This is a genomic window from Acrocarpospora corrugata (assembly GCF_009687845.1).
Taxonomy (GTDB): Bacteria; Actinomycetota; Actinomycetes; order Streptosporangiales; family Streptosporangiaceae; genus Acrocarpospora; species Acrocarpospora corrugata.
The window spans coordinates 1-11,391 of record NZ_BLAD01000145.1; the positions used below are offsets into that span (position 1 = coordinate 1).

Annotated in this window: 11 protein-coding genes; 5 read left to right on the forward strand and 6 right to left on the reverse strand. The window is 70.9% G+C overall.

The annotated features are described in order from the left end of the window. Positions 1-599: 599 nt before the first annotated feature. Genes Acor_RS41200 through Acor_RS41215 form a run of 4 tightly spaced genes read left to right on the forward strand, consistent with a single transcriptional unit; the run spans position 600 to position 4,653 of the window. On the forward strand, positions 600-1,556 hold the full coding sequence (locus Acor_RS41200; RefSeq protein WP_155342190.1) for an alpha/beta hydrolase: 957 nt from the start codon (positions 600-602) through the stop codon (positions 1,554-1,556). Next, entirely contained in the window at positions 1,549-2,649 is a 1,101-nt protein-coding gene (locus tag Acor_RS41205) for an acyltransferase family protein (protein WP_155342191.1), read from the forward strand. Before Acor_RS41200 ends, Acor_RS41205 begins: the two co-directional genes overlap by 8 nt. Positions 2,650-2,683: 34 nt before the next feature. Next, positions 2,684-3,946 (forward strand): sensor histidine kinase, encoded by a 1,263-nt coding sequence (locus Acor_RS41210; RefSeq protein WP_155342192.1) that lies wholly within the window; start codon positions 2,684-2,686, stop codon positions 3,944-3,946. A gap of 8 nt (positions 3,947-3,954) precedes the next feature. After that, complete coding sequence (locus Acor_RS41215) at positions 3,955-4,653, forward strand: response regulator (protein WP_155342193.1); 699 nt, start codon at positions 3,955-3,957, stop codon at positions 4,651-4,653. Here Acor_RS41215 and Acor_RS41220 read toward each other — a convergent pair. The 4 genes from Acor_RS41220 to Acor_RS41235 all read right to left on the reverse strand — a co-directional run bounded on the left by Acor_RS41220 (position 4,636) and on the right by Acor_RS41235 (position 9,485). Continuing rightward, positions 4,636-6,003 carry a cytochrome P450 gene (locus Acor_RS41220; RefSeq protein WP_155342194.1) on the reverse strand — a complete coding sequence of 456 codons (1,368 nt, stop codon included), beginning with the start codon at positions 6,001-6,003 and terminating at the stop codon, positions 4,636-4,638. The genes Acor_RS41215 and Acor_RS41220 overlap by 18 nt on opposite strands. A gap of 145 nt (positions 6,004-6,148) precedes the next feature. Next, positions 6,149-8,377 carry a catalase/peroxidase HPI gene (gene katG / locus Acor_RS41225; protein ID WP_155342195.1) on the reverse strand — a complete coding sequence of 743 codons (2,229 nt, stop codon included), beginning with the start codon at positions 8,375-8,377 and terminating at the stop codon, positions 6,149-6,151. Positions 8,378-8,411: 34 nt separating this feature from the next. Further along, positions 8,412-8,840, reverse strand: coding sequence for a Fur family transcriptional regulator (locus Acor_RS41230; RefSeq protein ID WP_155342196.1), 429 nt, complete (start codon positions 8,838-8,840; stop codon positions 8,412-8,414). 177 nt (positions 8,841-9,017) lie between these two features. Next, positions 9,018-9,485, reverse strand: coding sequence for an SgcJ/EcaC family oxidoreductase (locus tag Acor_RS41235; protein WP_218034820.1), 468 nt, complete (start codon positions 9,483-9,485; stop codon positions 9,018-9,020). A gap of 30 nt (positions 9,486-9,515) precedes the next feature. Between Acor_RS41235 and soxR the strand changes: the two genes are divergently transcribed. Further along, complete coding sequence (gene soxR, locus Acor_RS41240) at positions 9,516-9,977, forward strand: redox-sensitive transcriptional activator SoxR (RefSeq protein WP_155342197.1); 462 nt, start codon at positions 9,516-9,518, stop codon at positions 9,975-9,977. Between the two features lie 30 nt (positions 9,978-10,007). Here soxR and Acor_RS41245 read toward each other — a convergent pair whose 3' ends face one another. Both Acor_RS41245 and Acor_RS41250 read right to left on the reverse strand, forming a co-directional pair. Then, positions 10,008-10,814, reverse strand: a complete 807-nt coding sequence (locus tag Acor_RS41245; protein ID WP_155342198.1) for an inositol monophosphatase family protein — start codon at positions 10,812-10,814, stop codon at positions 10,008-10,010. Further along, the gene (locus Acor_RS41250) at positions 10,811-11,308 is read right to left on the reverse strand and encodes a winged helix-turn-helix transcriptional regulator (RefSeq protein WP_155342199.1); all 498 of its coding nucleotides are present in this window, start codon (positions 11,306-11,308) and stop codon (positions 10,811-10,813) included. Before Acor_RS41250 ends, Acor_RS41245 begins: the two co-directional genes overlap by 4 nt. Between the last annotated feature and the right edge of the window lie 83 nt (positions 11,309-11,391).

Genomic DNA, 11,391 nt, shown 5'->3' on the forward strand with positions numbered 1-11,391 from the left:
GCCGAAGTACCGGCCGCTCTGGTTGGCCGCCGCGCCCAGCGTGCTCTCCGCGGCGTCGGCGGGAACCGTCAAGGCCGTGATCACGCTGAGTACGCCAAGGGCGCCGGCGAGCAGCACCTTTCTGCGTGGCCGCTGGGGTCGATCCGAGGGGGTGGCGTCTGCGCTCATGCCTGAGCCTCCACAACTGAGTCACGAAAGGGGGGAAACGCCCTGCGGGGTCGACGCCCCGACCCCGTGACGGAACGCATGCCGCAGAAGGAGCCCCCCTGCCGTCACACCACCGGTCTGGCAGGGGAAGACCGCCTCGGGGACTCAGTGTGGAAACCTGTCCGAAATGTGTCAATACCACCCTGAAAGTTTCGACTCCTCCGGCTCGCGTCCACATCCTTGGACGTACGGCCACGCCCATCCCAGCCTGCTGAGATAGTTCGGCTGCCGCGCCAGGTCGGCCTGAAACATGTCGGTGAAAGGTTCACCCCCTACCCGTAGTACTTCAGAGCTACGCGGGGAATGCACTCCCCGGCAGGACGCCGACCACGAGGTGTGATCCATAGCTTCGGCACCCGGAAGCACATCCACTTCGGAAGGGACGATCCCCCATGGCGCCCCACCCGCGCGGAAGCCGCCTGCGCCGCGCCTTGCTCGGCGCGCTCGTCACCGCCTCGGTGGCCGGCCCGATCTCGGGTGCGGCCCGCTCCACGGCTGTTCCCGCGCCCGCCCCTGCCGCCTCCGCGCCGCTGCGGGCCACGACTCCCGCGGCCCTGGCCGAGCGGTATGCCGCCGGCCGCGACGCCATCCGGGCGGCGGAACGGACGGCCACCCGTGACGGCCACCGGTGGCGGGCCGCGATGCTGCGCGCCATGGCGGACCCGGCCCGGAGCTTCCTGTTCTTCGACGGCCGCGACGGTGGCCGCGCCGCCGAAGTCTTCGGTGACCTGTCGCAGGCCGAGCGGATCGCCGTGCTGGTCCCCGGCGCCGACACCAACCTCGACAGGTATGGGCTCCTGCGCGGCGGCGCGCTCAGACTCGCGCGCAAGCTCGGCGACCGGTCCGCCATCATCGCCTGGCTCGGCTACCGGACCCCCAGCACGACGAGCCTCGAAGCGCTGACTCTCGACCGGGCGGACACGGCCGCCCCTGACCTGCGCGCGTTCGTGCGGGAGCTGAGCACGGCCAGGCCCGCCGCTCGGATCTCCTTACTGTGCCACTCCTACGGAAGCGTGGTCTGCGCCAGGGCCGCGCCCGGCCTGAACGTCGCCGACATCGTCCTGTACGGCAGCGTCGGCACCGCCGCCGACACCGCCGCCGCGCTGCGCACCCGGGCGACCGTCTGGGCCGGCCGGGGCACCGCCGACTGGGTGGCCCATGTGCCGCACATGCGGCTCCGACTGCCCTTCGCCACCATCGGATTCGGCACCGATCCGGTTTCCCCGGGGTTCGGCGCCCGGCTCTTCGCGGCAGGCGACGGAGGCCACAGCGACTACCTGGACTCAGGTTCCCTGTCCCTGCGGAACATCGCCAGGATCGTCTCCGGGCAGACCCCCGCCGATGCGTGATCTCCTCCAGCGCATCGACGCGTCGACCCCCGCCGGCCGGGACCGGGCCGTCGACGCGCTGCGGGCCCTGGCCGTCCTCGGCGTGGTGCTCGGCCACTGGCTGGTGACCGCCCTGGTCGCCGACAGCGGCACGGTGCGTGGCGCCAGCCCGCTCCGGTACCTGCCCCAGCTCGCCCCCGTCTCCTGGGTGTTCCAGACGCTGGCGGTCTTCTTCCTGGTGGGCGGGCAGATGGGGGCGCGAGGTCACGCCTCGGCCCGCGCCGGGGGCATGACGTACGGACAGTGGCTCGGTGGGCGGCTGGCGCGGTTGGCGCGGCCGGTCGCCGCCGTGCTGGTGGTGTGGACCGTGGCGGCGGTCGCGATGCTCTCCGCCGGGGCCGGGCCGGAGACCGTGCGGACGCTGGTCAGACTGGTGCTGTCGCCGCTGTGGTTCCTGCTGGTCTTCGCGCTGCTGACGGCGGCCACTCCGCTGGTCGCCCGGCTGCGCCCGTGGTGGCCGTTCGCCGCCGTCGCGCTGGTGGACCTGGTCCGGTTCTGCCTGGGCGGACCCGCCTGGCTGGGCTGGATCAACGTGGCGGCCGGGTGGCTGGTGCCCTACTGCCTGGGCGCGGCCTGGGCGCGGGGTGACCTGCGGAGCCGCGGGACCGGATGGGCGCTGCTGCTGGGCGGCGCGGCCGCCACCGCCGGGCTCGTCCGGTGGGGCGGCTACCCGGCCGCCATGGTCGGGGTGCCCGGTGCCGGGGTCTCCAACCTCGACCCGCCCACCCTGGCGGCCGTCGTCTTCGGGCTGGCCCAGTGCGGGGCGGCCCTGCTGCTGCTCGGCCCGCTGCGGCGGGTGCTCCGGCGGCCCGCCGCCTGGGCGGCCGTGGCGCTGGTCAACCTCGCGGCGATGACGATCTTTCTGTGGCACCAGACCGCCCTGATCGCGGTGACCGCGATCGGCACGCTCGCGGGCGCGGCGCTGCCGGGGCTGCACACCGTCCCGGACGGATCCGGATGGCTGCTCGCCCGGATGGCCTGGTTGCCGGTGTTCGTGCTGGCCCTGCTGGTGTGCTGGGCCGCATTCGGCACCTACGAGCGGGGACGTGCTTAGGGTGTTTTCCGGATGGAAGGAGGAGCCGGGCGCGATGACACGGCTGATGGCGGCGCTCCGGGGCGTCCCGCGTAACCTGCGCGACGACCTGTGGACGACGGCGTACGATCCGATGCCGCGTACGGGACGGTCCAGCTGGCTGGACTGGCTTCCGGCGTACGCGATGGTGCTGGTGCTGGCCTCGGTGTCCGCCGCCGTGGTCAACATGAACCAGCTCGCCGCGGACTACGGGCTGGACGCGTCGTACGCGGTGCTGCTCGGCGGGATCCAGTCGGTGGCGCTCGTCCTCGCCCTGTTCCAGCCGGTGCCGGCCTGGTGGGCGGTGACCATCGCCACGGTCATCGTCGCGGGAGTCGCGGAGCCCCGCGCCCAGGACGTTCTGTTCCCCTGGACCGGCGCCGGGCTCGCCCTGCAGGCCGGCGTGCTGCTCCTGCTGGCGCTGCGGGTCCGGCCCCGGGCCGCGGTCGAGGCGCTGGCGATCAGCGTCCTGGTGGGGCTGGCCTGCGGCACGTTCATCTCCCGGGCGCACCACGACGTCGGCTCCGCGGCGATCCTCACCGCCGCGGTGGTGGTCGGCGCCGCGCTGCGCGGCAGCCTGAGGGCCCGGACAAAACTGGTCATCCAGGAAGAACTCACCGCCGAGGAGCGGGCCCGGCGCACCCTCCTGGAGGAGCGCAACCGGATCGCCCGCGAGCTGCACGACGTGCTCGCCCACCACATGTCGATGATCTCCATCCAGGCGCAGGTGGCTCCGCACCTGGTCGCGGACCCGCCCGAGGAGCTCAGGGAGAACCTGGCGGGGATCCGGGAGAACGCGGTGGAGGCGCTCACCGAACTGCGCCGGGTGCTGGGCGTGCTGCGCTCGGCCGACCAGTCCGAGGGGGCACGGCACGCCCCGCAGCCCACCCTGGACCGGCTGGACGAGCTGGTCGGCAATGTGCGCGACGCCGGGCAGACGGTCACCACCCAGATCACCGGCGCACCGCGTCCGCTGTCCCCGGGCGTCGAGTTGTCGGCGTTCCGTATCGTTCAGGAGGCGCTCAGCAACGTGATACGGCACGCTCCAGGAACGGAGGCGCGAGTGGACATCAGGTATCAGCCGGACGCTCTCACCATCCGGGTCGTCAACACCGCGCCGGACGAGGCCGCCCCGCCCTCCCGGGCCGCCGGGCACGGGCTCCTGGGCATGCGCGAACGGACGACCATGCTGGGCGGCGAACTGGCCGTCGGCCCCACCCCCGACGGGGGCTACGAGGTGACCGCGATCCTGCCCGCCACCCAGCAGAAACCCGGTTGAGGACCCCCATGAGGAACATCCGCGTACTGATCGCCGACGACCAGGTCATGGTCCGTCAGGGCTTCACGGTGCTGCTCAACGCCGAGCCCGGCATCGAGGTCGTCGGCCAGGCCGTGAACGGCCTCGACGCCGTCGCCAAGGTCGCCGAACTCACCCCGGACGTCGTCCTGATGGACATCCGGATGCCCCAGCTCGGCGGCATCGAGGCGACCCGCCGCATCACGGAGACGGACGGCACCGCCGTCAAGGTCCTCGTCCTGACCACCTTCGACCTCGACGAGTACGTGTACGAGGCGCTGCGCGCGGGCGCCTCCGGATTCCTGCTCAAGGACGCCTCGGCCGCCGACCTCGCCCAGGCGGTGCGGGTGGTGGCGGCCGGCGACGCCCTGCTCGCCCCGAACATCACCAAGCGCCTCATCGCCGAGTTCGCCCGGATGACCGGCACCCCCCGGGCCCCGCTCAGGAGCCGCGTCGGCGACCTGACCGAACGCGAGTCCGAGGTGCTGTCCCTGATCGCGCAGGGTCTGTCGAACGCGGAGATCGCCGAGTGGCTGGTGGTGGCCGAACAGACCGTGAAGACCCATGTGAGCCGGATCCTGGTCAAGCTGGGCCTGCGTGACCGGACCCAGGCTGCGGTCTTCGCCTACGAGACGGGACTGGTGCGCCCGTCCGGGCGTCACCAGAACGAGTCACCCCGTGGCGGGTGACCGCTTCCACAGCTTGGTGACGGTGCCGGTGATCGGCCCGGCGGCGGCCGGATGCGAGCCCGTACTGACCATGATCGGCTTTTTCGGGAACGCGGTCGCGCCGGATTTGATCCGGTAGTCGACCTCGGTGGTGAGCAACCGCGGCTTGCCAGCGGCCAGGATGAGCGCGAGCGTCGTCCTGATCTGCAGGTCCGCGAACGACGCCCCCAGGCAGCGCCGCTGGCCGACCCCGTACGGCAGGAACGCGTACGGCGAGGGCCGGGCCCCGATCCAGCGCGACGGCCGGAAGACACCCGGATCGGGGAACGCCGCCGGGTCATGGTGTTCGAGCAGCGGCGCCGTGAAAGCCAGCGCGCCGCGCGGGATCGGCGGCGCCCCGTCGACCTCGATCTCCCGCGTCACCCGGCGCGGCAGCGACAGCGGCACGGTCGGGATCAGCCGCTGCGACTCCTTGACCACGGCGTCCAGCTGCTCCTCGTCGGAGACCTCCAGGTCAGGCGTGCCCAGGATGGTCAGCAACGCCCACGTCATGGACATCGCGGTGGTCTCGAACCCGGCCGCGAACATGCCGTGCAGTTCGCCGGCGATCTCCGGCGTGGTCAGCGAGTCGCCGTTCTCGTCGGTGGTGTGGCAGAGGATGGACAGCGCGTCCCGGCGGGGTTCCTCGGCGCGCCTGCGCTCGATGATCTCCGCCAGCCGCTCGTAGACGGCGGCGACCTGCCGGGTCCACCTGCCGTACGGGGTCCAGTCGCGTTCCTTCTGGTACATGAAGACCATCGGGTTCAGAGTGGACTGGAGCAGCCGGCTGACGGCGTACGCGAGGGCGACGTTCTCCTCGTCCGGTTCGAGGCCGAGCAGGCAGGTGAGCATGTTGGCCCGGGTGATGTCGAGGAACTCGGCCGCCATGTCGAACGGCTCGTCGCCGCCCGCCGCGAATCTGGTCCGCTTGAAGGTGCCGGCGAACACCACCGCGTAGTGCTCCATCGCGCTTTTGTGCACGATCGGCATCAGCAGTTTGCGGGAACGCCGGTGCCGCTCGCCGTTGAAGGTGATGACGGCGTCGAACATCAGCGACCAGGGCCGCCCTTCCGGGAGCGTGAAGACGCCGTCGCTCAACCGGTGGAAGGTGTCGTTGTCGGTGAAGTACTGCCGGACGGCTTCTTCGCCTCTGAGCAGGACGACCGACCCGTTTCTCCCGGTCAGCGGGACGACGGGCCCGGGAAATTCCGGTGCGATCCGGTCCAGCGCGTACCAGGCGGGATGGCGCAGGAAACGGAGATTGTTGATGATTGGATTTCCGGCGGGCCCTGCCGCGTCAATTCGCAGCGCGGTGTCGAACATTTTGGCCATGTCTCACGCATCCGTTCCCTCGGGGGGAGCGTATGCGCGCAATATGCCGTCATCAAGAATGCTTTGTGTTGCTTCTGGCTCACATCAACGGGATCGCGTGATGAGAGTCCGGGTCGGCCCGCTCGGGCCGACCCGGACATCATGATCAGACCAGGTCGAACCGGTCCAGGTTCATCACCTTGTCCCACGCCGCGACGAAGTCGCGCACGAACTTCTCCTTCGCGTCGTCGCTCGCGTAGACCTCGGCGAGGGCGCGCAGCTCGGAGTTCGAGCCGAAGACGAGGTCGGCCCGGCTGCCGGTCCACCTGACCTCGCCCGCGGCGTCCCGGCCCTCGAAGGTGTTCGCGTCCTGCGAGGTCGCCGACCACGTCGTGCTCAGGTCGAGCAGGTTGACGAAGAAGTCGTTGGTCAGCGACCCGGGGGTCGTGGTGAGCACGCCGAGCGGCGACTGCTGGGCGTTCGCGCCCAGCACCCGGAGGCCGCCGACCAGGACCGTCATCTCGGGGGCGCTCAGCTTCAGCAGGTTCGCCCGGTCGAGCAGCAGGTACTCGGCCGGCAGCCGGTTGCCCTTCTCCAGGTAGTTGCGGAACCCGTCGGCGGTCGGCTCAAGAGCGGCGAACGACTCCACGTCGGTCTGCTCCTGCGAGGCGTCCACGCGGCCCGGCGTGAAGGGGACCTCCACGGCGACGCCGGCGTCCTTGGCGGCCTGCTCGACGGCCGCGCCGCCGGCCAGCACGATCAGGTCGGCGAGCGAGACCCGCTTACCGCCGGTCTGGGTGGCGTTGAAGGCCTCCTGGATGCCCGCCAGGGCGTGCAGCACGGTCGCCAGCTGGTCGGGGTCGTTGACCGCCCACCCGCTCTGCGGCTCCAGTCGGACCCGGGCGCCGTTGGCGCCGCCGCGCTTGTCGCTGCCGCGGAAGGACGAGGCCGACGCCCACGCGGCGGACACGAGCTGGGACACCGACAGGCCCGAGGCGAGGATCCTGCCCTTGAGGGAGGCGACGTCGGCGGCGTCCACGAGTTCGTGCGTCACCGCGGGGAGGGGGTCCTGCCAGATCAGCGTCTCGGCCGGGACCTCGGGGCCGAGGTAGCGCACTACCGGGCCCATGTCGCGGTGGGTCAGCTTGAACCAGGCGCGGGCGAAAGCGTCCGCGAAGGCGTCCGGGTTCGCCAGGAAGCGCCGCGAGATCTCGTCGTAGATCGGGTCCACGCGGAGCGCGAGGTCGGTCGTCAGCATCGTCGGGGCGTGGCTGTTCAACGGGTCGTGCGCGTCGGGTACGGTGCCCGCCCCAGCGCCGTCCTTCGGCTTCCACTGGTTGGCGCCCGCGGGGCTCTTGGATAGCTCCCACTCGTAGCCGTACAGGATCTCGAAGAAGCTGTTGTCCCACGTCACCGGGGTGTTCGTCCAGGCGCCCTCAAGGCCGCTGGTGATCGCGTCGCCGCCCTTGCCCGAGCCGAAGGTGTTCTTCCAGCCGAGGCCCTGCTCCTCGATCGAGGCGGCCTCGGGGTCGAAGCCGACGTGGTCCGACGGGCCGGCGCCGTGGGTCTTGCCGAAGGTGTGGCCGCCGGCGATCAGGGCGACCGTCTCCTCGTCGTTCATCGCCATCCGGCGGAACGTCTCGCGGATGTCGCGGGCCGAGGCGAGCGGGTCCGGGTTGCCGTTCGGGCCCTCCGGGTTGACGTAGATCAGGCCCATCTGGACCGCGCCGAGCGGGTTTTCGAGCTCCCGGTCGCCGGTGTAGCGGGCGTCGTCGAGCCAGGTGGACTCGGGGCCCCAGTAGACGTCCTCCTCGGGCTCCCAGACGTCCTCACGTCCGCCGGCGTAGCCGAAGGTGGCGAAGCCCATCGACTCCAGGGCGACGTTGCCGGCCAGGATCATCAGGTCGGCCCAGGAGAGCTTCTGGCCGTACTTCTTCTTGACCGGCCACAGCAGGCGGCGAGCCTTGTCCAGGTTCGCGTTGTCCGGCCAGCTGTTGAGGGGGGCGAAACGCTGCTGACCGGCCCCGGCGCCGCCGCGGCCGTCACTGATCCGGTACGTGCCCGCGCTGTGCCACGCCATCCGGATGATGAGCGGGCCGTAGTGGCCGTAGTCGGCCGGCCACCAGTCCTGCGAGGTCGTCAGGGTCTCCGCGATGTCCCGCTTCACGGCCGCGAGATCGAGGCTGTTGAACGCCTCGGCGTAGCTGAACTCCGCGCCGAGGGGGTTGGCCACGGCGGGGTTCTTGGCGAGGATCTTCAGGTTGAGCCGCTCCGGCCACCACTGGCGGTTTCCGCCGCCCTGGGTCGGGTGCGGTGCGCGTCCATGGGCGACCGGGCAGCCTTCTCCGCCGTCCGTCTTCGCGTCTACAACGATTGCGTCATGGTTTTCAGACATGGGAAATCCTTCCAAGCTGAGCGGATCTCGGTGCTTATGAACCGGAGCAGCTGGGGCAGCGGCCCCAGTAGATGACCTCGGCCTCGTCGATCGTGAAGCCGTGTGCGTCGGCCGCGGTCAGGCAGGGCGCCTCGCCGACCGCGCAGTCGACGTCGGCGACCGCGCCGCACGAGCGGCACACGATGTGGTGATGGTTGTCCCCGACCCGTCCCTCGAACCTGGCCGGGCTGCCGGCCGGTTCGATGCGGCGGACGAGCCTGGCCGCCGTCAACGCGTGAAGGGCCTCGTACACGGCCTGGAGGGAGACGTGGCCCACGCGATCGCGCACCCCGGAGGCAATCTCCTCGACACCGAGGTGATCGCCGTCCCGGACGGTCTCAAGCAGTGCGACCCGGGCGGCTGTCACCCGCAGGCCTGCCCCGCGCAGCTCCTCGGGGATGGTCGGAGTCTTGGGTGCGGTCATGGCCTAAACCTACCGCCATAAAGACAAACTATCCAAAACAATGAACGACCCCAGTTTAGCGGGGTTTATCCGTCACAACGTGACGAGTCGGTCACTGTCCGGATGTAGGCGCGAGGGTGTTCGAGCGGCGGGAGATCAGCCAGCGGCCGTCGCGGCGGACGAACACGTACAGCGCCCTCATTTCCGGGCTCTCGCCGGCGCGGGCTCCGCCGGCACCCCCGTGTTCTGCCCCGCGACCATGGACCAGTCGCCGTCGGCGCCGCGCCGCCACAGATAGGTCGGCAGGCCGAGCGATCGCGGCGTGAGGGGCTTTCCCCCGGCGTCGAGGTACTCCTGCCGCACGCCCGTCAGCGCTATGTCGGGGGTGAAGAACTGGATGTGCTCGACCTCGTACCGCACGCTCGCGTCGGCCATCGCCCCCGGGAGCACCGACCGGGTGAACGCGGCGATCGTGTCGAGACCGATGAGGCGACGACCGCCGCCCGTGACCCAGACCGCCCCCGGGTCGAAGAGCGCGAGGAACCCTTCGACGTCCTCGGCGCGCTGTGTCCGCTCCACCACGGCGACGAGTTCGACGAGCCGGCTGACGTCCCGAGAGGACGCCCCTTCAGGTGCGACGGAGTACATGGCTAGAGTCAACTTCATCAAGTGCACTTGACGTCAACAGGTGATGATGTGGACTCGTTGAGCCCGGACGCCGTGTGGCTCAAACCCGGTCAGGTCGCCCAGCGGGCGGGGGTGGCCGTGTCGACGTTGCACTACTACGAAAGCCTCGGCCTCATCCGCAGCCGGCGAACCGCCGGCGGGCGGCGCGAGTACCGGCGCGACACCCTGCGCCTGGTGGCGTTCATCCGGGCGTCGCAGACCCTGGGCATCTCCCTCGAACGAATCAAGAACGCGCTCGGCGGGCTGCCCAGCGACAGCCCGCCGACGAAACGCGACTGGGCCCGGCTCGCCCGCGAGTGGCGCGACGACCTCTCGGCCCGCATCGACCGGCTCACCGCGCTGCGCGACAATCTCGCGAACTGCATCGGCTGCGGCTGCCTCTCACTCACGGCCTGCCCGTACACCAACCCGGCCGACCGGCTCGGCCGCGAGGGACCGGGCGCCCGCCGCCTGTCGACACCGAACGAGTGACCGCCGCTATCAGATCGGCCGGGCGACCGGCTATCCGCGTTTGGTTCCCTGAGACTGATTGCCGATGAGTTCCAGCAGCGCGGCGTGCGTCTCCTGGTCGGCCGCCGCGACGAGGCCGCCCGCGCCCGTGTGCAGTGGCTGGCCGTGGATGCCGGTCACCACGCATCCGGCGGCCTGGCACAGGGCGATCCCGCTGGCGAAGTGCACGCTGTCCCGTAGATCGCCGTCGGTGACGTAGGCGGCCCGGCGGCCGGCGGCGACCCAGGCCACCGCCAGGGTGGTGGAGACGACCCGCGCGCCGAAGCGCTCGGCGAAGGCCGGGTCGGCGAGCAGCTTGACGGCCCGGAAGCTCGCTTCGTTCGGGAACGGCGGATCGAGGTTGACGTCCACCAGGCGCGAATCGGGCGACGGGGTGAGCCGTTCGTCCACGCCGTCGCGGCGGAGGTGAGCCCGCGCGCCGTCCGTCCAGAACACCTCGTCGGAGAACGGATCGGCGGAGGCCGCCACCGTGATGCCGGAACCCGCGCGGAGGGCGACGTTCACCGCGACCAGCATGCTCCGCGCGGCGTAGTTCAGCGTGCCGCACAGCGGGTCGACCAGCCACCGCCGCTCCGCGTCGTCCGGACCCGTGTGCCCGCTCTCCTCGCCCGTCACCGCGTCATCGGGCCGGGCCGCGCGAATGACGCCGAGAATGGCCTGTTCCGCTTCGATGTCCGCCGCCGTGGCGAAGTCTCCCGCGGCTTTCTCGACACGCGCCAGCGACGCACCGTACATGGCGCGGACGACGGCGGCTCCCGCCCCCGCCGCCGCCAGGGCCAGTTCCTCGTCCGTGATCATCGGGTACGGCTCCCGCCCGCGAGGACCTCACGGGCAATGGCGTCCCGCTCCGCGGCCTCCCTTTCGGCGCCCTCCTGCTCGGCCACCGCCCGGATGTCATACGCCGCGCGGGCGTGTGCGATCTCGTTCTGGTGTTCCTCGGTCCAGGTGACCAGCGCGCGGATGGTGTGGTGCAGGGTCACGCCCATGGGCGTGAGCGCGTAGTCCACCCGCGGCGGCACGGCCGGATACACGGTGCGGCTCACCAGGCCGTCGCGTTCCAGTTGGCGGAGCGTCCGGGTGAGCATGCGCTGACTGACGCCGTCGATCGTGCGACGCAGTTCGGTGAAGCGCAGACTGCGCTGGTCGAGCAGCGCGATGACCAGCAGGGACCATTTGTCGGCGATCCGATCGAGGATCTGCCGGACCTCGCAGTCCTCCCGCGTGTCCCACTGGAGGGCGTCGTAGTCGGTATCCCGGCAGTAACCGGGGGACATTGAAGTGCCGTCTTCCATGGTCATTGATGGTGTCCGAAGCTGCTGCTGGTTACAAGAGAGAACCAACGGCCATTTGGAGAACCATCGTGTCAATACGTGCG

Coding starts and splice junctions, on each gene's coding strand:
- Acor_RS41215 (WP_155342193.1), top strand. CDS start 3,955: ATGAGGAACATCCGCGTACTGATCGCCGACGACCAGGTCATGGTCCGT.
- Acor_RS41200 (WP_155342190.1), top strand. CDS start 600: ATGGCGCCCCACCCGCGCGGAAGCCGCCTGCGCCGCGCCTTGCTCGGC.
- Acor_RS41250 (WP_155342199.1), bottom strand. CDS start 11,308: ATGGAAGACGGCACTTCAATGTCCCCCGGTTACTGCCGGGATACCGAC.
- Acor_RS41220 (WP_155342194.1), bottom strand. CDS start 6,003: ATGGCCAAAATGTTCGACACCGCGCTGCGAATTGACGCGGCAGGGCCC.
- Acor_RS41245 (WP_155342198.1), bottom strand. CDS start 10,814: ATGATCACGGACGAGGAACTGGCCCTGGCGGCGGCGGGGGCGGGAGCC.
- katG (WP_155342195.1), bottom strand. CDS start 8,377: ATGTCTGAAAACCATGACGCAATCGTTGTAGACGCGAAGACGGACGGC.
- Acor_RS41210 (WP_155342192.1), top strand. CDS start 2,684: ATGACACGGCTGATGGCGGCGCTCCGGGGCGTCCCGCGTAACCTGCGC.
- Acor_RS41235 (WP_218034820.1), bottom strand. CDS start 9,485: ATGAAGTTGACTCTAGCCATGTACTCCGTCGCACCTGAAGGGGCGTCC.
- Acor_RS41205 (WP_155342191.1), top strand. CDS start 1,549: ATGCGTGATCTCCTCCAGCGCATCGACGCGTCGACCCCCGCCGGCCGG.
- Acor_RS41230 (WP_155342196.1), bottom strand. CDS start 8,840: ATGACCGCACCCAAGACTCCGACCATCCCCGAGGAGCTGCGCGGGGCA.